At 67.5% G+C, this 25,578-nt stretch carries 31 protein-coding genes; 12 read left to right on the forward strand and 19 right to left on the reverse strand.

The window, feature by feature from the left end:
- Window positions 1–549 (forward strand): tRNA (cytidine(34)-2'-O)-methyltransferase, encoded by a 549-nt coding sequence (locus tag AC07PF_RS08270; RefSeq protein WP_494611500.1) that lies wholly within the window; start codon window positions 1–3, stop codon window positions 547–549.
- Between the two features lie 236 nt (window positions 550–785).
- Here the strand turns inward: AC07PF_RS08270 and AC07PF_RS08275 are convergent, their stop codons facing one another.
- The 4 genes from AC07PF_RS08275 to AC07PF_RS08290 all read right to left on the reverse strand — a co-directional run bounded on the left by AC07PF_RS08275 (window position 786) and on the right by AC07PF_RS08290 (window position 3,695).
- Entirely contained in the window at window positions 786–1,727 is a 942-nt protein-coding gene (locus AC07PF_RS08275) for a LysR family transcriptional regulator (protein ID WP_007859059.1), read from the reverse strand.
- Window positions 1,728–1,789: 62 nt separating this feature from the next.
- Window positions 1,790–2,254 carry a MaoC family dehydratase gene (locus AC07PF_RS08280; RefSeq protein ID WP_145695664.1) on the reverse strand — a complete coding sequence of 155 codons (465 nt, stop codon included), beginning with the start codon at window positions 2,252–2,254 and terminating at the stop codon, window positions 1,790–1,792.
- A 75-nt stretch (window positions 2,255–2,329) separates the two neighbouring features.
- Window positions 2,330–2,947 carry a nucleotide-binding protein gene (locus AC07PF_RS08285; protein WP_494611501.1) on the reverse strand — a complete coding sequence of 206 codons (618 nt, stop codon included), beginning with the start codon at window positions 2,945–2,947 and terminating at the stop codon, window positions 2,330–2,332.
- 109 nt (window positions 2,948–3,056) lie between these two features.
- Entirely contained in the window at window positions 3,057–3,695 is a 639-nt protein-coding gene (locus AC07PF_RS08290) for a LysE family transporter (RefSeq protein ID WP_494611503.1), read from the reverse strand.
- Between the two features lie 169 nt (window positions 3,696–3,864).
- Here AC07PF_RS08290 and kefC point away from each other — a divergent pair, with 169 nt between their 5' ends.
- Entirely contained in the window at window positions 3,865–5,748 is a 1,884-nt protein-coding gene (gene kefC, locus AC07PF_RS08295) for a glutathione-regulated potassium-efflux system protein KefC (RefSeq protein ID WP_494611504.1), read from the forward strand.
- Between the two features lie 7 nt (window positions 5,749–5,755).
- On the opposite strand, the gene AC07PF_RS08300 is transcribed toward kefC, so the two are convergent.
- Window positions 5,756–5,962, reverse strand: a complete 207-nt coding sequence (locus AC07PF_RS08300) for a hypothetical protein (RefSeq protein WP_494611505.1) — start codon at window positions 5,960–5,962, stop codon at window positions 5,756–5,758.
- Window positions 5,963–6,218: 256 nt separating this feature from the next.
- On the opposite strand from AC07PF_RS08300, the gene AC07PF_RS08305 reads away from it, so the two are divergent.
- The 6 genes from AC07PF_RS08305 (at window position 6,219) to AC07PF_RS08330 (ending at window position 12,215) form a co-directional block, all read left to right on the forward strand.
- Window positions 6,219–8,378 carry a TonB-dependent siderophore receptor gene (locus AC07PF_RS08305; protein WP_494611506.1) on the forward strand — a complete coding sequence of 720 codons (2,160 nt, stop codon included), beginning with the start codon at window positions 6,219–6,221 and terminating at the stop codon, window positions 8,376–8,378.
- 28 nt (window positions 8,379–8,406) lie between these two features.
- Window positions 8,407–9,537: a PepSY-associated TM helix domain-containing protein gene (locus AC07PF_RS08310; RefSeq protein WP_494611507.1), complete on the forward strand. Its 1,131-nt coding sequence runs from the start codon at window positions 8,407–8,409 to the stop codon at window positions 9,535–9,537.
- Entirely contained in the window at window positions 9,534–10,406 is an 873-nt protein-coding gene (locus AC07PF_RS08315; protein ID WP_494611508.1) for a hypothetical protein, read from the forward strand. The genes AC07PF_RS08310 and AC07PF_RS08315 overlap by 4 nt, the downstream gene beginning before the upstream one ends.
- Window positions 10,403–10,759, forward strand: coding sequence for a hypothetical protein (locus AC07PF_RS08320; RefSeq protein WP_494611509.1), 357 nt, complete (start codon window positions 10,403–10,405; stop codon window positions 10,757–10,759). Before AC07PF_RS08315 ends, AC07PF_RS08320 begins: the two co-directional genes overlap by 4 nt.
- A 36-nt stretch (window positions 10,760–10,795) precedes the next feature.
- Window positions 10,796–11,437, forward strand: coding sequence for a trimeric intracellular cation channel family protein (locus AC07PF_RS08325; RefSeq protein ID WP_007856451.1), 642 nt, complete (start codon window positions 10,796–10,798; stop codon window positions 11,435–11,437).
- A gap of 157 nt (window positions 11,438–11,594) precedes the next feature.
- Complete coding sequence (locus AC07PF_RS08330) at window positions 11,595–12,215, forward strand: Pr6Pr family membrane protein (protein WP_494611510.1); 621 nt, start codon at window positions 11,595–11,597, stop codon at window positions 12,213–12,215.
- Between the two features lie 32 nt (window positions 12,216–12,247).
- On the opposite strand, the gene AC07PF_RS08335 is transcribed toward AC07PF_RS08330, so the two are convergent.
- From AC07PF_RS08335 to AC07PF_RS08345, 3 genes are all read right to left on the reverse strand, one after another.
- Window positions 12,248–13,195, reverse strand: a complete 948-nt coding sequence (locus AC07PF_RS08335; RefSeq protein ID WP_494611511.1) for an NAD-dependent epimerase/dehydratase family protein — start codon at window positions 13,193–13,195, stop codon at window positions 12,248–12,250.
- A gap of 88 nt (window positions 13,196–13,283) precedes the next feature.
- On the reverse strand, window positions 13,284–13,979 hold the full coding sequence (locus AC07PF_RS08340; protein WP_145695672.1) for a M24 family metallopeptidase: 696 nt from the start codon (window positions 13,977–13,979) through the stop codon (window positions 13,284–13,286).
- 244 nt (window positions 13,980–14,223) lie between these two features.
- Complete coding sequence (locus tag AC07PF_RS08345; RefSeq protein ID WP_007856456.1) at window positions 14,224–14,823, reverse strand: LysE family translocator; 600 nt, start codon at window positions 14,821–14,823, stop codon at window positions 14,224–14,226.
- A gap of 124 nt (window positions 14,824–14,947) precedes the next feature.
- Here AC07PF_RS08345 and gcvA point away from each other — a divergent pair, with 124 nt between their 5' ends.
- The 3 genes from gcvA to AC07PF_RS08360 all read left to right on the forward strand — a co-directional run bounded on the left by gcvA (window position 14,948) and on the right by AC07PF_RS08360 (window position 16,792).
- On the forward strand, window positions 14,948–15,859 hold the full coding sequence (gene gcvA / locus AC07PF_RS08350) for a transcriptional regulator GcvA (RefSeq protein WP_494611512.1): 912 nt from the start codon (window positions 14,948–14,950) through the stop codon (window positions 15,857–15,859).
- 124 nt (window positions 15,860–15,983) lie between these two features.
- Window positions 15,984–16,427, forward strand: a complete 444-nt coding sequence (locus AC07PF_RS08355) for a surface-adhesin E family protein (RefSeq protein ID WP_494611513.1) — start codon at window positions 15,984–15,986, stop codon at window positions 16,425–16,427.
- Window positions 16,428–16,450: 23 nt separating this feature from the next.
- Window positions 16,451–16,792 carry a hypothetical protein gene (locus AC07PF_RS08360; RefSeq protein WP_494611514.1) on the forward strand — a complete coding sequence of 114 codons (342 nt, stop codon included), beginning with the start codon at window positions 16,451–16,453 and terminating at the stop codon, window positions 16,790–16,792.
- A gap of 18 nt (window positions 16,793–16,810) precedes the next feature.
- Here AC07PF_RS08360 and AC07PF_RS08365 read toward each other — a convergent pair whose 3' ends face one another.
- A complete protein-coding gene (locus AC07PF_RS08365; RefSeq protein WP_494611515.1) occupies window positions 16,811–17,707 on the reverse strand; it encodes a LysR family transcriptional regulator in 897 nt (298 codons plus the stop codon).
- Window positions 17,708–17,829: 122 nt separating this feature from the next.
- Between AC07PF_RS08365 and AC07PF_RS08370 the strand changes: the two genes are divergently transcribed.
- Window positions 17,830–18,447 (forward strand): short chain dehydrogenase, encoded by a 618-nt coding sequence (locus AC07PF_RS08370; protein ID WP_494611516.1) that lies wholly within the window; start codon window positions 17,830–17,832, stop codon window positions 18,445–18,447.
- 111 nt (window positions 18,448–18,558) lie between these two features.
- Here AC07PF_RS08370 and AC07PF_RS08375 read toward each other — a convergent pair whose 3' ends face one another.
- The 10 genes from AC07PF_RS08375 to AC07PF_RS08420 form a co-directional block, all read right to left on the reverse strand.
- Window positions 18,559–18,879, reverse strand: a complete 321-nt coding sequence (locus AC07PF_RS08375) for an NTF2 fold immunity protein (RefSeq protein WP_494611517.1) — start codon at window positions 18,877–18,879, stop codon at window positions 18,559–18,561.
- Window positions 18,880–18,940: 61 nt separating this feature from the next.
- A complete protein-coding gene (locus AC07PF_RS08380) occupies window positions 18,941–19,276 on the reverse strand; it encodes a hypothetical protein (protein ID WP_494611518.1) in 336 nt (111 codons plus the stop codon).
- Between the two features lie 59 nt (window positions 19,277–19,335).
- A complete protein-coding gene (locus AC07PF_RS08385; protein ID WP_494611519.1) occupies window positions 19,336–19,704 on the reverse strand; it encodes a hypothetical protein in 369 nt (122 codons plus the stop codon).
- Between the two features lie 25 nt (window positions 19,705–19,729).
- Window positions 19,730–19,891 carry a hypothetical protein gene (locus tag AC07PF_RS08390; RefSeq protein WP_494611520.1) on the reverse strand — a complete coding sequence of 54 codons (162 nt, stop codon included), beginning with the start codon at window positions 19,889–19,891 and terminating at the stop codon, window positions 19,730–19,732.
- 247 nt (window positions 19,892–20,138) lie between these two features.
- Entirely contained in the window at window positions 20,139–21,140 is a 1,002-nt protein-coding gene (locus AC07PF_RS08395; RefSeq protein WP_494611521.1) for a Bug family tripartite tricarboxylate transporter substrate binding protein, read from the reverse strand.
- A gap of 81 nt (window positions 21,141–21,221) precedes the next feature.
- Complete coding sequence (locus AC07PF_RS08400) at window positions 21,222–21,950, reverse strand: SDR family oxidoreductase (RefSeq protein WP_494611522.1); 729 nt, start codon at window positions 21,948–21,950, stop codon at window positions 21,222–21,224.
- A 104-nt stretch (window positions 21,951–22,054) separates the two neighbouring features.
- Entirely contained in the window at window positions 22,055–22,846 is a 792-nt protein-coding gene (gene pcaD / locus AC07PF_RS08405; RefSeq protein ID WP_007856469.1) for a 3-oxoadipate enol-lactonase, read from the reverse strand.
- A gap of 29 nt (window positions 22,847–22,875) precedes the next feature.
- The gene (gene pcaF / locus AC07PF_RS08410) at window positions 22,876–24,081 is read right to left on the reverse strand and encodes a 3-oxoadipyl-CoA thiolase (RefSeq protein WP_494605799.1); all 1,206 of its coding nucleotides are present in this window, start codon (window positions 24,079–24,081) and stop codon (window positions 22,876–22,878) included.
- Window positions 24,082–24,134: 53 nt separating this feature from the next.
- Window positions 24,135–24,794: a 3-oxoacid CoA-transferase subunit B gene (locus tag AC07PF_RS08415; RefSeq protein WP_492231388.1), complete on the reverse strand. Its 660-nt coding sequence runs from the start codon at window positions 24,792–24,794 to the stop codon at window positions 24,135–24,137.
- 26 nt (window positions 24,795–24,820) lie between these two features.
- Complete coding sequence (locus tag AC07PF_RS08420) at window positions 24,821–25,522, reverse strand: 3-oxoacid CoA-transferase subunit A (protein ID WP_494611523.1); 702 nt, start codon at window positions 25,520–25,522, stop codon at window positions 24,821–24,823.
- Window positions 25,523–25,578: the final 56 nt, after the last annotated feature.

Here is a 25,578-nt window from a genome sequence, read left to right on the forward strand (position 1 = left end):
ATGTTCCATATCGTCCTGGTCGAGCCCGAGATTCCGCCCAACACCGGCAATGTGATCCGGCTGGCGGCCAACACAGGCTGCACGCTGCACCTCATCGAGCCCCTGGGCTTTTCCATGGAAGACCGGCTCATGCGCCGCGCCGGCCTGGACTACCACGAGTACACGGCCGTGCTGCGCCATGCGGGCTGGACGGCCTTCTTGCGCGATGCCCAGCCCGACCCGGCGCGCATGTTCGCCATGACCACGCATGGCTCGCAGGACCTGTTCGACAACTGCTTCTTGCCCGGCGACTGGCTGGTGTTCGGCGCCGAGACACGCGGACTGCCGCCCGAGCTGCGCGAGACCTTCCCGCCCGCCCAGCGGCTGCGCCTGCCGATGATCGAAGGGCAGCGCAGCCTGAACCTGTCGAACGCGGTGGCGGTGTCGGTGTTCGAGGCCTGGCGCCAGAACAGCTTCGGCGCCGCCAACGCTGCGGCAGCAACAAGCGCCCCCGCCCCCCTGGCGATGGAGCCGGCGGCGGCTCCTACGGATTTGCATTCGATCGTATAACTAGGCGGGAGCCGCAGACAGTGCTGTAGCACGGCAAGGCGAACCAACGACGTTAGAACCTGCTCGAGATCTTTTTGCAGCCGCGTTGGAGTGCAATCGGGATGAGTGGATGCTTCGGATGCGCCGCATGGGCTCATGCCCATGCAAGCAGCCGGGGCGTCCAATCGCCCGATTTCACTCCAACGCGGCTTCAAAAAGGCCTTGAACAGGTTCTTACGGTTGAAGGCAAATCCGTATCAGCCTGGCTGATAGCGCTGGTCGGCGATGGCCTGGGGCCCCTGCTCGGACATGAAGTCCAGGAACACCTTGGTGCGCGCGGGCAGCATGCGGCCCGAGGGCAGCGCCGCATACACCGTGTAGCGCGAGACGATCCACTCGGGCAGCACCTGCACCAGCTCGCCGCTGGCCAACTGCTCCTCGATCAGCAGGCGCGCGGTGACCGCCACGCCCGCGCCATCGATGGCCGCGCGCAGCAGCACGCCGTTGCTGTCAGACTGCAGCACCGCAGGCGCATCCACCTCCTGCCAGTCGCCGTCGCCCACGGCCGGGTGCAGGCGCAGCTTGCGCCCGCCGCCCATCTCCGAGCGCGCGGGTGCCCCCGTGTCGCGCAGGTACTCGTGCTGCAGCAGGTCCATGGGCACCTGGGGCACGCCCTTGCGCGCCAGGTACTCTGGCGACGCCACGACGATGGCCTCGCCGTGCATGAGCGCGCGGGCCACGATGTTGGCGTCGAAGTCCTCGCCCGCCACCATGATGGTCACGTCGAACTCGTCGATGCGGCGCAGGGCCAGCGCATCCACGCTGATGTCCAGCATCAATTTGGGGTAGCGCGCATGCCACAGCGCCGTGAGCGGCGCGAGGAAATTGGTGGTGAGCACCGGCGGCGCCACGATGCGGATGGTGCCGCGCAGGTCGCGCGTGCTGGCCACGGCCTCGGCCTCGGCGTCGTCGATTTCGCCCAGGATGCTGCGCACGCGCTGCAGGTAGACCTCGCCCGCATCGGTGAGCGCCACCTTGCGCGTGGTGCGTTGCAGCAGGCGCGTGCCCAGGTGCTGTTCCAGCTCGGCCACCATGCGGGTGACCACGGGGGGCGACATGTCGAGCGCGCGCGCGGCAGCGGCAAAGCCGCCCTCATCGACCACGCGGTCGAATACTTTCATGGCTTGCAGGCGGTCCATGGCTCAGCCCTCCTGCCAACAATGAGAGGACGCCGGGTGAAAGGGCGCCGGGCGCCCTGCCCTCAAGGCGCTGCGCCGTAGTTGCGCGCCAGGGATTCGGCCACGCACACGGGCTTGTCGCTGCCCTCGCGCTCCACCGTCACCAGCCAGGTCATCTGCATGCCATCGGGTGCCAGTGGCTCGGCGGCCTGCAAAGTCAGGCGTGCGCGCACGCGGCTGCCCACCGGCACCGGCGAGGTGAAACGCACCTTGTTCAGGCCATAGTTCACGCCCATGCGCGCGCCCTCGATGGACAGGCCCGACTCGAAGAAGCGCGGAATCAGCGACAGCGTGAGGAAGCCGTGCGCAATCGGCGCGCCGAAGGGCCCGGCCTTGGCACGCTCGGGGTCCACATGGATCCACTGGTGGTCGCCCGTGGCCTGGGCAAACAGGTTGACCTGTTCCTGCGTGATGGTGATCCAGTCGGTCACGGCGACCTCCTGGCCCACGCAGGCGCTGACTTCGGAGTAGGAGCGGAAGATTTTCATGGCCCCAATGTAGCGCCGGGCCCGGCCGTCCCATGTCGGCCGAGTGACAGGTACTAACCCTCATGCGTCCAGCACTCATTCGTCCAGCCATGTGCAAATGCCCTGCCACTGCTCCAGGTCGCGCGCCACGCGGCCCGGTGCCACGTCGAACAACGTGAGCCCGTGGGCCGCCAGGTGGATGTAGTTCTGCGTGTCGCGCAGGTAGCCCAGCACCGGAAACCCCAGGTTGTCCACGAACTGGTGCAGCTGGTCGGCCGCGCGCGTGCGCGCATCCACGCGCATGCCCACGATGCCCACCTGCACCCCGTCGGCACGCTTGTGCTCGGTCAGCTGGTCCAGGAAACCGCGCGTGGCGAAGATATCGAACACGCTAGGCTGCAGCGGCACGATGATCTTGTCGGCCAGCTTGAGCACGTCGGTCAGGCGCCAGCCGTGCAGCCCGGCCGAGGTGTCGAGCACGGCATGCGTCGTGCCCTTGGGCGGCTTGCTGATCACATCGGAGCTCACGTCCCACGCTCCTATGGGCCGCGCGGCCGGCGGGCGCAGGCCCAGCCACAGGCGCGCGGATTGCTGGCGGTCGGTGTCGCCCAACAGCACGGGGTGGCCCTGGCGGGCAAAGTAGCCCGCCACATTGGTCGACAGCGTGGACTTGCCCACGCCCCCCTTCGGGTTGGCAACGACGATCACTGGCATCACGAAACTCCTTGCGTTGGGTCTGGCAATGAAATCGGCTGGAAAGAATTGCGCACCGGGGTGCGGCTCTGCCGCGATGCTACCCAATTGATAGCATTGCGCAAGCCAGTTATGCGTGGGAACCGCCGCGCTTGACGAAAAAGAGGCCTGCGCCCACCGCCATCAGCAGCCCGCCGAACACCCGGTTCTGCGTGCGCACGGCACGCGCGCTGCGCATCAGGCGGCGCATGGCGCTGGCGCCTGCCGCGTAGCCGTGCATCACCGTCACGTCCACGGCCACCGTGGTGGCGGCCATCACCAGCAGCTGCGTCCACAGTGGGCGCGTGTCGGTCATGAACTGGGGCAGCACGGCCACCATGAAGATGATGCCCTTGGGGTTGGTCGCATTGGTCAGAAAGCCCGTGAGGCAGCGCTTTTGCCAGGTGCCGGCCGGCTCCTTCTCGTCGCCCTGCAGCGGCGAGGCATCGCCCGCGCGCCACTGGCTGAAGCCCACATAGATCAAATAGCAGGCGCCCAGCACCTTGACCACGCTGAAGGCCAGCTCCGACGCCAGCAGCAGCGAGCCCACGCCCGCCCCTGCGATCAGCAGGATGAGCAAGAGCCCCAGCTGCAGACCGAGGATGGTGGCGCCCGTCTTGCGCACGCCGAACGACAGGCCGTGGCTCATGGACAGCACCGCCCCCGAGCCGGGGGACACCGCAATCAGGCACGAGGCCGCGAAAAAAGCCAACCAGGTCTGGAAATCCATGGAGCGAGCACCACACAAAAAGCAAGGGCACGCATCTTATCAATGCCCAGCCGTCCAAGCCGTTTGCGGGCCTATCGCGCTACCAAAAGCAGAGCATTCGCCACGATGCCAGAATGAATGCCGGGGCATACAGCACATCGCCAACCACAACAAGCCGCCCGACCCTCCCATGGAACACGCACCTACCTGGCTCACCTACGGTTTTCTGTACCTCACGGCGGCCGTGCTCGCCGTGCCCATTGCCCAGGCCCTGGGCCTGGGCGCCATCATCGGCTACCTGGCGGCGGGCATCGCCATCGGGCCCTGGGGCCTCGCCTTGGTGAGCAATGTGCAGGACATCCTGCACTTTGCCGAGTTCGGCGTGGTGCTCATGCTGTTTCTCGTCGGGCTGGAGCTGCAGCCCAGCCGGCTGTGGGCGCTGCGCCGCCCCATCTTCGGCATGGGCACGGCCCAGGTGCTGGGCTGCGCGGCCGTGCTATTCGGGCTGGCCAGCCTGGTGGGCCTGCCCTGGCGCGTGGGCCTGGTGGGGGCGCTGGGGCTGGCGCTGTCGTCCACGGCGATCGCCCTGCAGACCCTGGCCGAGCGCAACCTGATGCGCACCGCGAGCGGACAGGCGGGCTTTTCCATCCTGCTGTTCCAGGACGTGGCGGCCATCCCCATCCTGGCGCTGCTGCCGCTGCTGGGCGCCGCAGCGGGCGCTGACACCGCCAGCCACTCACCGGGCGAGGTGCTGCTCGAGGTGGGCAAGATCGTCGGCGTGATCGCCGCCATCATTCTCGGCGGCCGCCTGCTGCTGCGCCCCCTGCTGCGCTGGATCGCCAAGAGCCGCACGCCCGAGGTCTTCACCGCTGCCGCGCTGCTGCTGGTGGTGGGCATTGCCATGCTGATGGTGATGGTGGGGCTGTCGATGGCGCTGGGAGCCTTTCTGGCCGGCGTGCTGCTGGCCGACAGCGAGTACCGGCGCGAGCTGGAGGCCGATATCGAGCCCTTCAAGGGCCTGCTGCTGGGCCTGTTCTTCATTGCCGTGGGCATGAGCATCGACTTTGGCGTGCTCATGCGCTCGCCCTGGCTCATGGCCGGCATCCTGCTGGGCTTTCTGGCCTGCAAGGCGGTGGTGATCTATGCGCTGGCGCGCGCGGTGGGCATCCCCTACCAGGAGCGCCCCGTGTTCACGCTGCTGCTGGCCCAGGGCGGCGAGTTCGCCTTCGTGGTGTTCCAGGCCGCCGCCGGCGCCCAGGTGTTCCCCGCCGAAACCGCCTCGCTGCTGATCGGCGCCGTGGCGCTGTCGATGCTGGCCAGCCCCTTGCTGCTGGTGGTGCTGGACCGCGTGCTGCTGCGCCGCTACGCCCACCTCAAGGCGCCCGAGGCCGAGGAGATTTCGGAGCCCCAGGACGCCCCCATCGTCATCGCCGGCTTCGGCCGCTACGGCCAGATCGTGGCCCGCGTGATGCTGATGCAGGGCATACGCACCACCGTGCTCGACCACAGCGTGGAGATGCTCGAAGTGGCACGCACCTTCGGCTACCGCGTGCACTACGGCGACGCCACAAGGCTCGACCTGCTGCGCATCGCCGGCGCCGGCCAGGCGCGCATCCTCGTCATCGCGGTGGACGACCCCGAGCAATCCGTCAAGATCGCCGTGCTGGCGCGCAAGCACTTCCCGCACCTGCAGGTGGTGGCCCGCGCGCGCGACCTCACCCACTGGAACAATCTGCGCGACGAAGGCGTGACCCTGGTGCAGCGCGAGCTGTTCGAGTCGAGCATGCACAGCGCCCGCACCGTGCTCGAACTCATGGGCCTGCCACCCGACGAGGCCACCGAGATGACCCGGCGCTTCAGGGAGCACAACATCGCCCTGTCGGACCGCATGTACCCGCACCACCGCGACCGCGCCAAGATGATCGCCGTGGCGCGCGAGGGGAGGAATCAGTTGGCGGAGCAGATGGCCAGGGAACGGCAGGAGGCGGCGGAGGCGGGAGGGGACGCTGGGTATCCGGGGTATGGGGTGGGGGAACCCCCTGCCGATGGAGCGCCCGACACCCACAAGGGCTGAAGATCGGTTAGGCCGCAGCCTTGGGCGGAAGCCGACGCCTCACCTCGGCAATCAGTTCTTCGATGATTTCCAACGGAACGTCGCAGTCGAAGGTATTCAGCGTCCAGGTGTGTTCGGCGTCTGAGTAGAAGACTTCGGCAACGGGGCGGGCTTGCCCCTGCATTGTCGACCGCAACTCCGGCCCCATGCCATCGCGCTGGACATCGCTGGCCATCAGCGTTGTATAGCGTGCTCTCTTGTGTTCGCAGTCCATCGTTGCCCCTTGTACGGCGTAGCGCTGACAGTATCCGACGGCAGGAATTGATTGCAGCGCCCTACCATTGACCCCGCAGGCCAACAGATCGACTTTACAATTATTCGCAAACGCGATTCATTCGCATTACAATTCATACCCTCTCGCAAGCCAAGTGTCCCGCCATCAGGATGCCCGCCAGCGCCCGCTGCTCCTGTTGTCATCCCGGACCCTTTCCATGCCCTCTTCGCCCTCCCGCGCCGCGCTGCGTTCGCGCGCGCCTGTGTCCCGCACACCCGCCCGCACCGTCCGCCTGTTCGCCCTGACGCCGCTGGCAATGTGCCTGGCGCAATCGGCCTTTGCCCAAGCCGCTGACGCTTCAGCCACCACCGCGCCCCAGCTGAAGGAAGTGCGCATCAACGCCAGCACCGAAAAAGACATGGGCTTTGCCCCGGTCGAAGCCCAGACGGCCGGCAAGGCACCCATGCGGCGGCTGGAGACGCCGCAGTCGGTGAGCGTGGTGACGCGCGAGCAGATGGAGTCGCGCCAGATCACCAATGTGCAGCAGGCGCTGCAGACCGTGGCGGGGGTAAGCCCCGTGAACTTTGGCCGCCGGGGTTTTGATGACCTGAACATCCGCGGCTTTCGCTCCACCGAATCGATCCTGGTCGACGGCCTGGTGCAGAGCCCCGGCATGTGGGCCAAGCTGCAGCCCTATGGCTACGAGCGCTTCGAGGTGCTCAAGGGCTCGGCCTCGGTGCTGTATGGCCAGGTGCAGCCGGGCGGCATCGTCAATGCGGTGAGCAAGCGCCCGCGCAAGGAGTCTTTGAGCGAGGTGGGGGTGGAGGTGGGCAGCTTCGGCCAGCGCACGCTGCAGGCCGATGTGAACCGGCCGCTGTCCGAGTCGGGCAAGACGGCGCTGCGCATCAATGCGCAGGTGACCGATGCCGACGACCCGACGCAGTTCGTCTACCGCAAGGACCGCTGGTTCGCGCCGTCGCTGTCCATCGACCTGGGTGCGCAGACCGACCTGGTGCTGTTCGCCACCTACAGCCGCAGCGAGTGGATGCGCCAGCAGGGCATCACGCCCTATGGCACGCTGCTGCCCAACCGCAATGGCACGCTGTCGCGCACCCTGTTCACGGGCGAGCCGGCCTTCGGCGTGTACGACGTGGAGAGCACCACGCTGGGCTATGCGCTGGAGCACCAGGTTTCGCCCGCGATGACCTTCCGCCAGAACGTGCGCTACGAGACCGAGAAGGGCACGGGCAATTTTGTCTCCAACCAGGCGCTGCAGGCCAACCAGCGGCTGCAGAACCGCAGCGCCTCGCGCCAGTACATGGACTACGACCTGCTGGCCACCGACACCTCGCTGCTCACGCGCTTCGAGGCGCTGGGCGCCAAGCACCAGTTGGTGACGGGCCTGGATGCGCGCAGCGGCCACAGCCTGCTGGCCAGCCGCAGCTGCTCCATCGCGGCGCTGGACCTGTTCGCGCCGGCCTACGGCGTGCAGGCCAACTGCTCGGCGGCGCTGACCAACGATGCGCCCGGCAAGCTCACCGTAGCAGGCCTGTATGCGCAGGACCAGATCAAGTTCGGCCAGGGCTGGACGGCCCTGGTGGGCCTGCGCCGCGACTGGTCGACCAACGACATCGACAACCGCCTCACGCGCGTGCAAACACAGCAAAAGGACAGCGCCACCACGCTGTCGGCCGGCCTGGTGTACGAGTTCACGCCCGGCTGGGCAGCGTACGGCAGCTATGGCGAGTCCTTCTTGCCGACCTCGGGCCTGGCCTTCAACGGCACGCCCTTTGTGCCCGAGACCGGCAAGCAGTGGGAGGCGGGCGTGAAGTACGAGGCCCCGGGCGGCCAGCTCACGGGTGCGCTGGCCCTCTTCGACCTGGTGCGCGAGAACGTGACCACGGCCGACCCGGTGAACACCGGCTTCAGCGTGCAGACCGGCCAGCAGCGTGCGCGCGGGCTGGAGGTGGAAGTGGGCGCCGACCTCAAGAACGGCGTAAAGCTCACCAGCGCCTACACCTACACGCAGACCAAGGTCACGCGCGACAACAACGCCACCATCGTGGGCCTGCCGCTCAACCTCACGCCGCGCCACACGCTCACGGCCTGGGCCACCTACAAGCTGCCGCAGAACCCGCGCGTGACGCTGGGCCTGGGCGGGCGCTATGTGAGCGAGCAGATCGGCTCGTACCCTTTCACTCTGCCCTCGTACGTGGTGGCCGATGCCTCGATCAGCTACGCGGGGCCGAACTACCGCCTGACGGCCGGGGTGAAGAACCTGTTCAACAAGGCCTACTACGACGGCGCGATCAACGCCAACGTGGTCTCGCCCGCACTGCCGCGCAACTTCAGCCTGGGGCTGACGTACTTCTTCTGAAGCCGTTCACTCCCCACCGCCAGCCGAAATGACCAGCCAGCGCACCCTGAACCGCCTCTTCGTCCTGCACTCGTGGGCGGGCATCGTCACGGGCTTGTTGATGTTCATCGTCTGCTTCTCGGGCGCGGTGGTGGTGTTCAAGAACGAGATCGACCTGTGGGCCAACCCCTCGCTGGCCGGGCTGCCGCGCACGCAGCCGCCCGCGCCGCTCGATGCGGTGCTGGCCCAGCTGCAGGCGCGCTACCCGGGCGCCACGGTGGAGACCATCGCCCTGCCTGACGAGGTGAACCCCAACTACTTCGCCCACGTGCGCGAGCGCGGCGCCCCCGCCAGCCAGCGCACCAAGGTGGCCCTGCGCTCGGACACGGGCGCCGTGGTGGGCCCGGTGGACAGCCAGCTCGGCCAGTACCTGCGCATGCTGCATGTGTTCTTGTTCTTCGGGCCGCGCTGGATCGTGGGCTTTCTGGGCGTGGCCATGCTGGTGCTGATCGGCACGGGCATCGTCATCCACCGCAAGATCCTGGCCGAGCTGTTCACCCAGCGCTGGGGCCGCAGCTTTCGGGTGGTGATGTCGGACCTGCACAAGTCCGCCGGCATCTGGGGGCTGGGCTTTCACATCCTGATCGCCGCCACGGGCGCCTGGCTGGGGCTGGCGCCGCTGTTCGAGCAGGGAACCAAATACGTGATGGCGGGCGCGCCTGCGGCCAGTGCCGCGCGCAAGCCGCCCGCGGCAGAACCTGCCCCCATGCAATCGCTCGACGCCCTGTACCGCAGCGCGCAGCAGGCCGTGCCGGGGCTGGAGGCACGCTATGTGTCGCTGCGCCGCTGGGGCACCAGCGCGGCCGAGGCCAGCTTTACCGGCGCACTGGCCGGCCACCTGGCCAGCACGGCGCGGGTGGACATGAACGCAGCCACGGGTGCGCCCAAAAAGGCGCTGGACCCGCGCACGGCCGGCTTCTGGTCGCTGGTCAATGGGCTCATGGAGCCGCTGCACTTCGGCGACTTCGGCGGGCTGGCCTTGAAGTGGCTGTATTTCATTCTGGGCATGACGCCGGCGTTTCTCTCCCTCTCGGGCACGCTGATCTGGCTGGACTCGCGCCGGCAGCGCCAGCGTGACGCACAGCAACAGGCGGGCGTGCAGGGCAGGCAGCAGGCATGACGAAGCCGGCCGCCCCCAACGCATCCTTCATGGTGCGCTGCTTCCTCGCGCTGCACGCCACCGTGCCCGCTGCGGTGCTGGTGGCCGTGCTCGTGCACCTGTGGCCGCCGGCCGGCCTGCCGCCGCTGGCACAGCGGCCGGTGTGGGCCGTGTGGACGCTGATCGCCACCTGGCTCATCACCTCGCTGCTCGCGGCCTGGGCGCTGCGCCACCTGGCGCTGTGGCGCGTGTCACTGGGCGCGGCCGGCGTGCTGCTGGGGCTGGCGGGCGCGGCGGGCCTGGTGCTGGATGCCCCGCTGCAGTGGCCCATGCTGGCCAGCCTGGTGACGTTGGGTGTTGTGCTGGCGGGGCTGGCCGCCTTCATCGGCCCGGCGCGGGTGCAGGCGAATCGCCGCCGCGACAGCAGCGGTGGCAGCCACGGAACACATCACAACCAACACCGCCGCACCGCGCCCTGGCGGTGGCGCTGGCCCTCCATGCCTTCCACGCAGGCCCTTTCGTTCTGGCTTGCGGGTCTGCTGGCGGCCGAGTCCTTGCGCATCGCCCTTGCGGCGGGCGAGCCCGCGCGCGGGGCCGGCATGCTGGGCCTGCTCACCGCCTTCTTCCTGGTGCTGCCCGCCGCCACGCTGCAGGCCTGGTGGCCGCGCGCCGCCGCCGTGCTGGCGGCCCTGGCCGCAGCGGCGCTGGCGTGGTTGGCCTGGCGCTCGGGCATGACCGTGTGGGGCATCGCTGCGGCCCTGTGCCTGGCCATGGGCGTCGCGGTGCTGCACCGCCTGTGGCGGCAACGGCGGCAACGGCGGCAGCACACAGCATCGGTGCCCGCCACCCAACCCGCCCAGCCCACGCAGCACGCGGAGCCGGCAGCATGAACGACACCCTCGCCCTGGCCTGCGCGGCCGCCGCCTGCCTGCTGGCCCTGGTGCACTGGGCCCAGGCCACCGCCACCCGGGCCTGGGGCGATGCCCTCGCCGGCCCGCCAACGCAGCGCAAGGCCTGGGGCCTGGCGCTGGCCACGCTGGCGCTGCAGGCCACTGCAGCCACGGTGGTCGCCGGCCCGGCCGCAGGCATCGCCATCATGCTCGCATCGTGGATGGTGCTGGGCTGGGGCCTGGTGCTGGCCATGAACCAGTGGCCAGAGGGCAGCCTGCGCCGGGCGCGGCGCATCGGTGCCCTGGGCTGGGCCGGCTGTGTGTTGGGCCTGCTGGTGCACGCACTGGCATAGCCCCTGGACCGGGCAGCGCGCGGCACAATCGCGCCCATGGACCTGCTCGACGCCCCCTGGATTCACACGCTGCGCTTTTTCATCGAAGTGGCGGCGACGATTGCCTTCGCGCTGTCGGGCATCATCGCCGCGGCGCGCAAGCGCATGGACGTGGTGGGCGTGTGCGTGGTGGCCTTTGTGGCAGCCTTCGGCGGCGGCACGCTGCGCGATTTGCTTCTGGACCAGCGGCCGTTTTTCTGGATACGCCACACCGGCTTCATCTGGGGCCTGCTGGCGCTGTGCGTGTGCGCCATGCTGTTCATGCGCCAGCGCCACTTCAAGCCGACGGAGCGCGCCATGCTGCTGCCCGACGCCATCGGCCTGGGCCTGTTCGCTGCCGTGGGCATCGACACCGCCACCGCCGTGGGCATGCCCCCCATCATCGCCGTGATGATGGGCGTGACCACCGGCGTCTTCGGCGGCGTGCTGCGCGACGTGCTGTGCAACGAGGTGCCCCAGGCGTTCAGCGACCACCGGCCGTATGCCCTGTGCGCGTTTGCCGGCGGCTGGATCGACGTGGCCCTGCGCCAGATGGACATGCCCCCCTGGGCCCCGCTGCTGGCCTGCGTGCTGGCCACGGCCGGGCTGCGCGGCCTGGCGCTGTGGCGCAATTGGGAGCTGCCGGCGTGGCGGGTGTGATGCAAGGGGCTGCGCGCGCACACAAGCCTCCGTCAACCCTGCACGCGCAAAGTGGGAGAAAACGGTCGCCTCGATGGGCTTAAATTAACGGGCTGAATGCATCGATTGCGCAATTTCGACCACGCGGCAGCTTCGTCGCCATCAACGCCGATCCACCATGACCCCCACACCCCTCACCGCCGTTCTCCGCCTGGCATTCGCCCTCCTCACGCTCGCTGCCGTCGGCTGGCAACTGTGGCTGCATGTGGGGCTGGGCTACAACGTGCTCAACTTCTTCAGCTATTTCACCAACCTGTCGAACCTGCTGGCCGCTGGCGTCTTGATCGCGGGTGCATGCCGCCAATGGACGCACGCACGGCCCTCGGCCGCTTTCGAATCGCTGCGCGCCGTGACCGCCACCTGCATGCTGGTGGTCGGCGTCGTGTTCGCGCTGCTGCTGCGCGGCGTGGATCTGGGCGAGCTGAGGCCCTGGGTGAACTCGGTAGTGCACCATGTGATGCCCGTCGTGGTGCTGCTCGACTGGCTGCTGTGGCCGCCGCGCCCGACCGTGGGCGTGCGGCCGCTGCGCTGGGTGGTGGGGTTCGCGGGCATGTACCTCGCGTATTCGATGGTGCGCGGCGCTGCCGTGGGGTGGTACCCCTACCCCTTCCTGAATCCGGAGAAGGTGGGCGGGTACGGCGGCGTAGCGGTGTATGCGGTGGGAATCGCGGTCGTCGTCGTACTCGCAGGGTGGGCGCTGCTGGCCTGGGCCAGCCGGCGTGCGCGGGTGGCAACTTAGTGTGCGGCCGCGCAAACAGGTGGTGCCAAAAACTACGCACTGGGTGCGTAAAGGCGCCGCAAGTCTACTTCTCTTGGCGATGGCTCCACGGTGAAGTTGGAGGAAGCGGAAATCCAATCGAATGCTGCCTGCAGACCCTCCACAAGCGGTGTCTGAGGTCGCTCGCTCCAGGTACCCAGTTTCTGCGTCGACAAGATCAGGTGCGCCTTGCGGAAGGGGAAATACTCCCGTGCCGGGATGGTGGAGTCCGAGACATGAACGACATGGCTCTGGCGACCGGCGATCTGCCCAAGAAGTGCGATGTACTGGTTGAAGGAAACGTACGTTGGTGATGCCAGGTTGTAGATTCCGGGAGCCACGGCACACCGCGGGTCCAGGAATCCGACGATGGCGCGCGTCAAATCGTCAATGCCCACGAACTGAATGAGCGTTTCCCCGTCTGCAGGGACAAAAATCGGGTCCTGCGCCAGCTGTCTGGCCCACACGAAGCGCTCCCGGTCCAGGTTGTTCCCGGGGCCATGGATGTACGGCGGCCGAACCACGAATTGGCGAGGTATCGAGGATTCGGAGAGCACTGTCTCGGCCGCGGCCTTGTCGCGGCCATAGGTTCCCCAGATGCCATCCCCGTGTGCAGGCGATGCCTCAGAAAATGGGAGTGGCGCGGTGGACCGCTCATAGACCGCGGCAGAGCTGAGCAACACATAGGTGGTGGGCATCGCCTGCAGCCCGGCAAGGAGCGCACGGCAATCCTCCGGGCCGTAGCAAGAAGCGTCGACCACTGCATCAAAAGTGTGTCCGCGCAAGCGCGATGCCAGTTGGTGCGCATCCCGCCGGTCACAGGCGATGTGGTGTGCAGCGCCCCAGTCGGCCTGAACCAACCCACGCGTCACCGCCGTGAGGTCGAAGCCCTGTGCGATCAATCGCTGCAGCAACGCGCGGCCGACAAACACCGACCCTCCCAGGAGCAGTATCTTCTGCATAGATAGAGACTTTGCGGTTGGAGTGGGCTAACCCGTGGCCAAGATGGTACTGAAATCCATGTGCGGTGGCCACATGCCCAACGCGGCCTCAGAGAGCGGCAATTTTCCCATCGGCCCCGAAGAAATAAATGTCCTCATGCTTGAAGCCCCATTGGCCTCCCAGTTCACGGATGTGAGGTTCAAACGTGAACAGCTTTGCATCGCCGAGCCGTGCGCTGTTACCCGCCTCGATGAATCGACGATCTATTCGAGAGGATTCGATACTGTGTCCAACGTTGCCTGAGAAGTCCAGATTTTCGAAGCCAAGGGCGGCGATCTCCGCGTTCGCAAAATCGAACAGGTGCTCGAAGCTTGTTTCCCTGGTTGCGAAAGAGATCACTCGCCGATGTAGTTGTCGCTCTGCGTCCAAACCCCGCTTGAACTCAGGCAATGTGGGCATATCCGTGTGCCGACCGTTTTCGACAACAAAGCTGCGGGCGCAGTCTCCCCAGGCTCCATTCAGCGACGGACTTAAGTCGACGGTGACGAGATTGGTGGCGCCGACGGGCTCGCTTTCAGGCACATAGTTCGCACCTGACACGGACAAGCAACTCCGGGAACCTAAAAGAACAAACGCCGGGCAGTCGTAGTACCAAGTGGCTGTTATGCCAAGGCGTTTCATCATCGAGGTCGCACGCGCGGCGATTGTCCTCTCGCTATCGTCGGGGGTGATGGTCTCGCCCAGGTCTGCGAGCACCCGTCTGGCAATGGCTTGGACTTCGCGATGGTGTCTGATCGTCGGCATGTGGGCTTCCAGGGAAAGCGGAGAAACATCGCCGCATAGCGTCGAAAGCCCGCTGGGGGCTGATTGTCAAAATCTAGCCTACACGCCGACAGGCTGCAGTCCAAGCAGGAATTTGTCCATCATGAAAGGCAGGCATCTGGAGCCATCGGGGGCAGGGCTTGATGGGGGCTGCAGGTTGACTGCGGCTAGTGGGCTGTCACCCCATATCGGTGAATCGAATGGCAGGCCCTGGCCGGCCGCCCCCTCACGACACCGCCATCACCCCCGCCACCACCAGCATGCACGCCCCGAACGCCAGCCCCTGCAGCCGAATGGCACGCGGGCTTTGCGCGCGGCTGAAGAGCACCTGCCCGCCATAGATCCACACGAAGTGGCAGGCCAGGCCCACCACGACGAAGACCACGGCCATCTGCAGCACCTGGGCCGAGAGCGGCAGCGCAGGCGAGAGAAACTGCGAGAACATCACCAGAATCATCGAGTGCACCTTGGGGTTGAGGCTCAGCGAGACAAACCCGTCGACAAAACCCAGCGGCCGCAGGTCCTGCCGCTCGGTGGCGCCCGCGCTGCGAAAGAAACACCAGGCCAGGTACACGATGTAGGCCGTGCCGCCCCACTTGAGCGCGGTGTAGGCGGCCGGGTTGCGCGCGAACACCTCGCTCAGCCCAAAGCCGTAGACCAGGCACCACACCAGGTTGCCAGCCTCGAAACCCATCCAGAACGGCACCGTGCGCCGCAGCCCGAACTGCCCGCCCGATGCGGCCAACACTGTATTGCCCGGGCCGGGGCTGACGATCATGGGCACGGCAAAGGCAAGGATCAGGAGCCAGGTGGACAGGGCAATCATGGGCGGCGCTTCCAATACAACAACGGAGGGAGAAAGCGCCGATTACAGCGGCCACACGCACTGTTGCCAAACGATGTAATCTCATGCTATCGATAAGTAATATTGATGGAGAGGACCCCACGCAATGGCCCGCCGCCTGCCCCCGCTGAATGCCCTGCGCGCCTTCGAGGCCGCGGCGCGCCACCACAGCTTCACGCGGGCGGCGGACGAGTTGCACGTGACGCAGGCGGCCATCAGCCACCAGGTGCGGCAGCTCGAAGAGTGGCTGGGGCTCAAGTTGTTCGAGCGCCAGGGCCACACGCTCACCCGCACCGCGGCCGGCAAGGCCTATGCCCCCGAGCTCAGCCGCCTGCTCGACGCCCTGGCCAGCGCCACCGAGCGCGTGGCCGGCAACGACCACAGCCTGGTGGGCCCGCTGCGCGTCACCGCCCTGCCCTCGTTCGTGGCGCGCTGGCTGGTGCCGCGGCTGGCACGCTTTCGAGCGCTGCACCCGGGCATCGACCTGCACATCACCAGCGAGCTGGGGCTGCACGACTTTGCGCACGACGGCTTCGACCTGGCCATCCGCCTGGGGCTGGGGCGCTGGCCCGGCCTGCAGGCCGACCTGATTTCGCGCGAGCGCCTGTCGCCCGTGTGCAGCCCGGCGCTGCTGGCGCAGGCACCGCTGACCACGGTGGCCGACCTGCAGGCCCACACCCTGCTGCACGACCAGCCGGGCGACCTGTGGCCGCGCTGGCTGGCACTGGCCGGCGCCACGCGCAGCGGGGCCGATGCCATCGTGCGCGCAGGTCCGGGGTTCAGCGATTCGGCCCTGGTGCTGCAGGCCGCTGCCGAGGGCCAGGGCGTGGCGCTGGGGCGCATGTTCCTGGCCTCGGCCGACATCACGGCGGGGCGGTTGGTGAAACCCTTTGCGCTCGACCTGCCCAACGACTACAGCTACTGGCTGGCCTACCCCCCGGCGGCGGCCGGGCAGCCGCGCCTGGTGGCGTTTCGCGACTGGGTGTTAGCAGAATCATCGGCCTGGCGCAACACCTGAACGGGTGGGCACGCCATGGCCCGGCACGCGCCCTGTTGTAACAGGGAGAAACTGAGCGCCTGCCTCAGTGATAATGATTTTTTCCGATTGCTGCCACCGTCCCTGGACACACCCCACGCCTCCCATGCTCTGCGCCGTTGTTCTATGTATCGCAGCCCTGGCAGGGGGCCAGCAGCCGCAACCGCAGCAGCGGCCCGTTTCCTCGGACGGCTGGTTCACGCTGAGCGGCGACCGCGCCGATGCGGGCAAGAACCTGATCGAGATCCTGCCCGAACCCATCGGCGTGGACCAGCGCGTGGTGCTCGACCTGCGCGTCTCGCGCGACCAGCAGCGTACCTCGTTCCGCGGCCAGAAATACCGCTCCTACTACGCCAAGGTCGTGGTCGACTGCCCCTCGCGCAAGGCCTGGTACCTGTGGCTTGCGTACTACGCGCAGCCCGAGTGGGCCGGCCCCAGCGTCGGCCGCGAGGAGTACAAGGAGGGCGAGGCCCCGGTGCTGTTCAAGGACATGTCCAGCGAGTGGTCGCGGCGCATGATTTCGGCGGCGTGCAAGGTGCGCAATCTGTAGCCTCCCGGGGTAGAAGGATCTTGATGAGCAACCCCGCTTTCTCCATCACGCCGGAGACTTTTGCCCAGGAGTTCAAGGACCTCAAGGAGCACCTGCTGGCCGGCTACTTCAACCCCACCTTCAGCATCTCGCGCATCGCCGCGCTCCAGCAGGCGGGCCTGACCGAAGCGCAGATCGCCCTGACCCGCACGGTGGTCAACGGTGCGCTGACCGACGCGCTCTACACCGTGCTGCTCGGGCTGGAAGGCAGCGCCTCCATCCACCAGCACCAGATCATGTACAAGCTGCTCGACGAGCAATCGAATGAACCGACGGGGCACATCGAGTCCATCGCGTGGGAGAAATTCCACGGCGGGGATGCCTGAGCTGCCGCAGGCCGGCGCCTACGCCGCAGGCTGCCCCAGTACCCGCACCACGAACTCGACAAAGCGCGCCAGCTTGGGCAACTGGCGCCGGTCGGGCGCATAGACGAGGTGCACCGGGCGCGGTGCGGGCACGCAGCGGGTGAGCACCGGCACCAGCCGGCCCTCGCGGATCTCCTCGGCCAGCAGCACCTCGGGCTGCATGATGAGGCCCAGGCCGCGCAGAGCCGCCTGGCGCAGGCCGTCGCCCTGGTTGCAGGTGAAGCGCGCCAACTCGGGCCACTGGAAGGCCTTGCCGCCATCGTCGTACAGCGTCCACTCCACGCGCCGCTGCCAGACCGAATGGCTCAGGCACTGGTGCTGCGCCAGGTCGGCCACGCGCTCGGGGCAACCATGGCGCGCCAGGTAGCCGGGCGTCGCGGCGATCACCATGCGGTAGGGTTTGAGCGGCCGGGCCACCAGGCCCTCGTCGGCAATGGCGCCGATGCGCACGGCCGCGTCGAAGCCCTCGCCCGCCATGTCCACCACGCTGTCGGTCAACTGCAGCTCCAGGCGCACCTGCGGGTGGGCGAGCAGGAAGTCGGCCACCAGCGGCGCGATCACCTGGTTGCCCAGCGTGAAGGGCGCGCTCACGCGCAGCAGGCCCTGGGGCACGGCACGGTTGCGCTCCACCGCCGACTCGGCCCAGCGCACCTGTTCAAGCACGCGCCGGCAGTCCTCGTAGAAGGCCGCGCCCACCTCGGTCAGGCTGTTCTGGCGCGTGCTGCGCTGGAACAGGCGTGCGCCCAGGTGCTCCTCCAGTTGGCGGATGTGCTTGCCCACCATCACGGCCGAGATGTCCAGCTGGCGCGCGGCGGCCGCAAAGCTGCCGGCCTCGACCACGGCCACCATGACCTCCATGTTGCGCAGCTTGTCCATGGGGATTGCAAACCCTGGGTTAGTTCAAGAAGAACTTTACTGTACTTTATGCGCTTATTGATTCACAAAACAATCCAGGCTTCTTCAACGCTTTCGGGCAACACCCGCAAAAGGAACAAGCCATGTCCTCCACCAGCAAGATTCTTCTCATCGGCGCCAGCGGCACCATCGGCCAGGCCGTTCTGGCCAACCTCTCGGCGCGCCACGAGGTCATCACCGCGGGCCGCAACAGCGGCATGCACCGCGCCGACTTCGCGCAACCGGGCGGCGTGGCCGCCTTGCTCAAGGCCGTGGGCAAGGTCGATGCCATCGTGAGCACCGCCGGCAACCTGCACTTCGGCCCTCTGGCCGAGATGACGCCCGAGCAGTTCAACCTGGGCCTGCAGGACAAGCTCCTGGGCCAAGTGCAACTGGCGCTGCTGGGCCAGCACTACCTCAACGAGGGCGGCTCGATCACGCTGACCAGCGGCATCGTGGGCATCGAACCCATCCGCAATGGCGCCAACGCCACGGCGGTGAATGCCGCCATCGACGGTTTCGTGGCGGCTGCCGCCATCGAGCTGCTGCCGCGCGGCCTGCGCATCAATGCCGTGAGCCCCACCATCCTGACCGAGTCGGTGGGCAGCTACGGCCCCTTCTTCCCGGGCTTCGAGTCCGTGCCCGCGGTGCGCGTGGCCCTGGCCTACCTGCGCAGCGTGGAAGGGGGGCAGACCGGACGGGTGTACCGCGTGGGTGGCTGAGCACCGAGGCCCGCGCAGCCCTGGGGGTGAGTGGGTCGCAAACAGTCCTGCCTGCCCAGCGATCCCATCGGCAGAGCCCCATCGTGGAGCACCCATGTCACAAATCCCGAACTACTTGCCGTGCGTCACGCGGCTCACCCGCCCGTCGGCCTTCGACAAGTCGATCTCCACCGTTCCACCCACGAGATGTGGTGGCAAGGTTCCTACAACGGTCCACGTCCCCCACGACAGCGATGCGCGAAGCGGCCTTTGCCTGTCAATTCGGTCCTGGCCGTAGATGCGCACGGCAACCACTTCAGCGATCTTGATCGCCGTGTCAGCATCCGGCACGATTCCCCCCGCCGGCACATAGTTGTGCGGCGTGTACTCATCGCACGCCAGGACACTGCCAAGCAGCAGGAAGCAAAGTGCCAGGCGAAAGCGTTTAGACATCGGTCATCCCATAGATCTGGCTGGGGCCCCGGGTGGCCCCGGGGGAATCGGTGGTTCGCGCTCAGCCCTTGAACCGATAGGTGCCACACATCGCCAGCAGCCACATGAATGCACCCATGGCGAGCAGCCCCAACCTGATTTCCGAGAGGCTATCAAACAGGGTGCCCATCCCTGCAGAGAATGCTTCAGAAGATCGGCCGGTCCGATGCGCCTCCTTTCCTACTGCTCTGAACAGAGCATCGATAGCGAAAGTACAAACAAAGCAGAAATACAAAAACACCAGTGTCACCATCCACTGGAACACCCCTCTGCTCTTTGAAAAGTACGCAATCAGAAAGAAAACCAAAGGAGGGCCGACCATAAAAGCCAGAGCCCCCCATTTCATTCCACCTTCCATATTCACATCCCCAGTCACCCACAACGTAGTCGCTGCACCATGCCCAAAGCAAGATCAGATCACTTCGCAAGGCAATTGCGTGGTATTGCCCTTTCAGGGGCGGCATAACACTGCCATCGCACCACAGCGCCATCCACTTGGGGCACCAACACCAGCAACTGGCCCAGAGAGCCCGTCGCGGCAATCGTTCCGTTCCTGACGGATACCTTTTGGGCCTTGAAACTTTCACCCGCGGTGACCCCGTCATCAAACCTGCCGGTCTTTCTGAAAGCATCTTCCAACTGCTGTTGCAGGCTCTGCGCGTTGAATACCAAGCTCTCCAACTCGGCCTTCTCCCTGTAGTCCGAATACTGGGCATAGGCAAACAGGCAGGCCGCCAATCCAGCCAGGCAGGCCAAAAGTCCGGCAGCAGCGCTTGCTATTTTCATGGCTCCATTCTCATTCCAATTGGACTCATCCATCGCCTGTTGTTGCGCCCTGGCAGCAGGGGCGGGCGATGTTCAGGCGCAGGTGGTGGGCGTACTTGGCGCGGGAGGAGAACCACGCGCCCGGGGTTCGGGCGATGCCCTGGTCCACGGCCAGGCGCAGCCGGCGGCGCTTGTCGCGCTCGGGCATGGTGCGGCCCGGCGGGGCCGGAAGTGGGGCATGGCGACCACGGCGCGCACGCCGCTCGGCCGGCTGGGGATGGTGATGGGCGCTTGGCCACACCAGCGCCACCATGGAACTGGCTTTGCCATGCCACGGGTGGCGTCCCCTTCGGGGCCTGGGTGCCGCGGCTCCAAGCCTGCCTGCGCAGGCCTGGGCGGCAACGAAGAGCGGCCGCCTCTGGCGGACGCACCGTGGCGCGCAGCGGCGCAGGGGGTCAGTCCAGACTCGCGCCGGACTCCTGCACCACCTTGCCCCACTTCACGCTTTCCGCCTGGATGAAGGCGGCAAACTGCGCGGGCGTTTCGCTGTAGGTCTCGGCGCCCTGCTCGTTGATCTTCTTCTTCACCTCGGCCTGGTTGAGCACCTTGACCAGGGCCGTGTTGAGCTTGGCCAGCACCGGTGCAGGCGTGCCCGTGGGCGCGAACATGCCGAACCACGAGGTGGCCTCGTAGCCGGGCACGCCGGCTTCGGCGATGGTGGGCACGTTGGGCAGCTCGGGCGAGCGCTTGGCGGTGGTCACGGCGATGGGCACGAGCTTGCCCGAGCGCACGTGCTGGATGGCCGAGGGCATGTTGTCGAACATGATGCCGATCTGGTTGCCCAGCAGGTCGGTGACGGCCGGGGCGCTGCCCTTGTAGGGCACGTGCACCATGTCCACCTTGGCCAGCGACTTGAACAACTCACCCGACAGGTGGATGGAGCTGCCGTTGCCCGACGAGCCGAAGTTCACCTTGCCGGGGTTGGCCTTGGCGTAGGCAATGAGTTCCTTCACGCTCTTGTAGGGCTGGGCCGGGTTGGCCACCAGCAGGTTGGGCACGTTGGCCACGCGCGTGAGCGGCGCAAAGTCCTTGATCGGGTCGAAGGGCATCTTCTTGTACAGGCTGGCGTTGATGGCGTGCGTGCCCACCGTGCCCATGAACAGGGTGTAGCCGTCGGCCGGCGCCTTGGCGGCCAGCGCGCCGCCAATGTTGCCACCCGCGCCTGCGCGGTTGTCCACGATGACCGGCTGGCCCAGCTCCGTGGTCAGGGCCTGGCCGATGATGCGCGCCAGGATGTCGGTGGTGCCCCCCGCCGCGAACGGCACGACGATGGTCACGGTCTTGCTCGGGTAGGCGGCTTGCGCGAGGGCGCCGGCAGGGATGGCAGCGCCGACGGCGGCGGTGGCCAGGGCCGCCAGCAGGGTGCGGCGGGTGGAGGGAATACGGATGGGGTTCATGTCATCTCCTGAACACGGTTAGAAATGGGGGAAGGCAAGGCCGCTGGCACTGCAGGACCTCGGGGGAAAAATGCCGGGGCGTCAGACACCGGCCACGCCGACCGTCATGCCGCCGCAGACATACAGGACTTGCCCGGTGACAAAGCCGCTGCGCGCATCGAGCAGATACGACACGGCATGCGCCACGTCGTCCGGCGTGCCCACGCGCTTGACGGGCACGGATTCGATGATGGCGCGGGTGCGCGGCGCGTCGGGCGGGTTGGCGCGGTCGAACAGCTCGGTGCGGATAGGGCCGGGGCCGATGGCGTTGGCCGTGACGCCGTGGCGGCCCAGCTCCAGCGCCCACACGCGCGTCATGCCGATGAGGCCGGCCTTGGTGGCCGAATACGCGGTGCGCAGCTCCTTGCCCAGCGCGGCGCGCGAGGACATGTTGACGATGCGCCCGAACCCCGCCTCCTTCATGCCGGGCAGCAGGGCCTGCATGCACTGCAGGCTGCAGCGCAGGTTCAGCGCCACGGCCAGGTCGAACTCGTCCAGCGTCTGCTGCTCGGCCTCGGCCGGCACCACGATGCCCACGTTGTTCACCAGCCGCGTGATGGGGCCGCCGGCCAGGGCCTGCTGCAACGCGCGCGCCGTGTCGGCGGTGTTCGACAGGTCGGCCTGGATGCCGCCGGGCACGTGGTCGACCACACGGTCAATGACCACGGGCTCGTAGCCGTCGGCCCGGCAGCGCTCGGCCGTGGCCGCGCCAATGCCGGCACCACCACCGGTGATGAGGACGCGCTCGCGCAGGCTGCTTGCTTGGGTCATGGGGGTTCTTCCTTCCAATGTTCAGGGGTGGCCAGGGTTGCGCCCAGCCAGCGGGCGCCACACGCGCCATTCGGCGCGGTGGCAGGGGTGGCGTGTTTCAGTGCTCAGGCCACAAAGGCGGCCAGTGCGGCGTCGAATTCGGCCGGGGCTTCCAGGTTGGACAGGTGCGATGCCGGCAACTGCACCAGTTGCGCGCCCGGTATCGCGGCCTGCATGGCGCGTGCGTCGGCCACCGTGGTCACGGGGTCGGCCACGCCGGCAATGAGCAAGGTAGGCACGGCGATGCGGGCGATGTCCCCGCGCAGGTCGCTGGTGGCCAGCGCCTCGCAGCAGGCGGCATAGCCCTCGGGGGCGATGCCGGCGATCCAGCCCTGGGCGCGGCGCACCAGGTCGGGCTGCGCGGCCACGAAGGCCTCGCTGAACCAGCGGCCGGGAGACGACGCGGCCAACTCGGCCATGGCGGCGGCACCCTTGTCGCGCACCAGGGCGGCGCGCGTGCGCCAACCCTCTTCGGTGCCGATCCTGGCGGCGCTGTTGGCCACCACCAGGTGGTTCAGGCGGTGGCCGGCGTGCACGCCCAGCCACAGGCCGGTGAAGCCCCCCATGGAGATGCCGCAGAAGCTGGCACGCTCGACCTGCAGGGCGTCGAGCAGGGCCAGCACATCGCCGCCCAGCTGCTCGAAGCGGTAGGGACCGGGCGAGACGACGCTGCCGCCATGGCCGCGCGTGTCGTAGCGCAGCACGCGGTGGTCGCGGGCCAGGCGCGCGGCCTGGGCGTCCCACATCTCCAGGGTGGTGCCCAGGGAGTTGGAGAGCACCAGCACGGGTGCGCCCTCGGGGCCGTCGATGGCGACGCGAAAGGCCCCGGCGGGGGTCTGCAACAAGGTGGTGGGCACGGCCTGGGCTCCTGTAGACAAGCTGCGGGTCAGACGCGCTCGAGGATGATGGCGATGCCCTGGCCCACGCCGATGCACATGGTGCACAGCGCGTACTGGCCCGCGTGCTCGTGCAGGCGGTTGACGGCGGTGGTGACCAGGCGCGCGCCGCTGGCACCCAGCGGGTGGCCCAAGGCGATGGCGCCGCCCCAGGCGTTCACACGCGCGTCGTCGTCCTTCAAACCCAGGGCGCGCAGCACGGCCAGGCCCTGTGCGGCAAAGGCTTCGTTGAGCTCGATCACGTCCATGTGGTCGATGGTCAGGCCGGTCTGCGCCAGCACCTTGAGCGTAGCGGGCGTGGGGCCGAAGCCCATGATGCGCGGCGCCACGCCGGCCGTGGCCATGCCGACCACGCGGGCGCGGGGCTTGAGGCCATACTTGCCGGCGCTGGCCTCGTCGGCCAGCAGCAGGGCGCAGGCGCCGTCGTTCACGCCGCTGGCGTTGCCGGCCGTCACGCTGCCGTCAGGCCGCACCACGCCCTTGAGCTTGGCCAGCGCTTCCAGGCTGGTTTCGCGAGGGTGCTCGTCCTTGTCGACCACGATGGGATCGCCCTTTTTCTGGGGGATGGTCACGGGCGTGATCTCGCGCGCCAGGTGGCCGGCCTTCTGTGCGGCCACGGCGTTGAGCTGGCTGGCCAGGGCCATGCGGTCCTGCGCCTCGCGCTCGATGCCGAACTCCACGGCCACGTTCTCGGCCGTCTCGGGCATGGAATCCACGCCGTACTTTTCCTTCATCAGCTTGTTGATGAAGCGCCAGCCGATGGTGGTGTCGTACACCGCGTTGTTGCGGCTGAAGGCCGTCTCGGCCTTGGGCATCACGAAGGGCGCACGGCTCATGCTCTCCACGCCGCCGGCAATCATCAGGCCCGCCTCGCCGGCCTTGATGGCGCGCGCGGCCGAGCCCACGGCGTCCAGCCCCGAACCGCACAGGCGGTTGATGGTGGCGCCGGGCACCTCGATGGGCAGGCCCGCCAGCAGGCTGGACATGTGCGCCACGTTGCGGTTGTCTTCGCCGGCCTGGTTGGCGCAGCCGTACAGCACGTCGGTCACCGCGGCCCAGTCCACACCGGGGTTGCGCGCCATCAGCGCCTTGAGCGGGATGGCGCCCAGGTCATCGGTGCGCACGCTGGACAGCGCGCCGCCGTAGCGCCCGAAGGGGGTGCGGATGGCGTCGCAGATAAAGGCTTGCTGGCTCATGGTTCTTGTCTCCTGAGGATGGTTGTGATGAAAGCGGTGATGGACGAAAGGGGTCAGGCGGCAGCGAGCAGTGGCAGGCCCACCAGGCGTTCGAGCTCGGCATGCGTGAGCCCGTCCACCGTGTCGATGACCTGCAGGCCCGCTGGCGTGCATGCCAGTGTGCACAGATCGGTGTAGATGCGCTTGACGCAGGCGACACCGGTGAGCGGGTAGCTGCACTGCGCCACCACCTTGCTGGCGCCCTGCTTGGTCAGCAGGTCCATCATCACCCAGGTCTGCTTGGCGCCGATGGCCAGGTCCATGGCGCCGCCCACGGCGGGGATGGCGCCCGGCTCGCCCGTGCTCCAGTTGGCCAGGTCGCCCGTGGCCGAGACCTGAAATGCGCCCAGCACGCAGATGTCGAGGTGGCCGCCGCGCATCATGGCAAAGCTGTCGGCATGGTGAAAATACGCGCCGCCGGGCAGCAGCGTCACAGGCTGCTTGCCGGCGTTGATGAGGTCGTAGTCCTCATTGCCCGCAGCGGGCGCCGGGCCCATGCCCAGGATGCCGTTCTCGCTTTGCAGGATGACCTCGCGGCCCGCGGGGATGTGGTTGGCGACCAGGGTCGGCTGGCCGATGCCCAGGTTCACGTAGGCGCCGTCGTGGATGTCCTGCGCCACACGGCGGGCCAGGTCGTCCTTGCTTCGTTTTTGGTAGCTGGTGGAAGTGGTCATGGTGGTGTTCACTCGGTCCGCGATGTTCAGGCTGTCTTCTTGATGCCGCCGGCTTGCGTGGCGACCCGGTCGATGCGAACGACATGGGTGACGTGGATGCCGGGCGTGACGATGGCCTCGGGGTCCAGCGCGCCCAGTTCCACCACCTCATGCACTGTGGCGATGGTGGTCTTGGCGGCCGTGGCCATCACGGGGCCGAAGTTGCGTGCCGACATGCGGTAGGTGAGGTTGCCCCAGCGGTCGCCCTTTTCAGCCTTGATCAGCGCCACGTCGCCGTGGATGGGGTATTCGAGCACGTAGTGTTTGCCGTTGATCTCGCGCGTCTCCTTGCCCGCAGCCAGCTCGGTGCCATGGGCCGTGGGGCAGAAGAAGGCGCCGATGCCGGCCCCCGCGGCGCGCAGGCGCTCGGCCAGGTTGCCCTGGGGCACCAGTTCCAGCTCCAGCTTGCCGCTGCGGTACAGCTCGTCGAAGATATAGCTGTCGACCTGGCGCGGAAAGCTGCAGATGATCTTGCGCACCTGGCCCGCCTTGAGCAGCGCAGCCAGGCCGTGGTCCGCATTGCCCGCGTTGTTGTTGACCACGGTGAGGTCGCGCGCGCCCTGGGCGATGAGCCCGTCGATCAGCTCGCCAGGGATGCCGGCCGTGCCGAAGCCGCCGATCAGCACTGTGGCGCCATCCTTCACCCCGGCCAGCGCCTGGGCCACCGAGTCTGCAATCTTGTTGATCATCGATCTGCTTTCCTGAGAATGGAGGCAAGCCGCGCGTTCGTTGTCTCGCGCCCGCA

This window comes from Acidovorax sp. GW821-FHT10A04 (assembly GCF_059415825.1).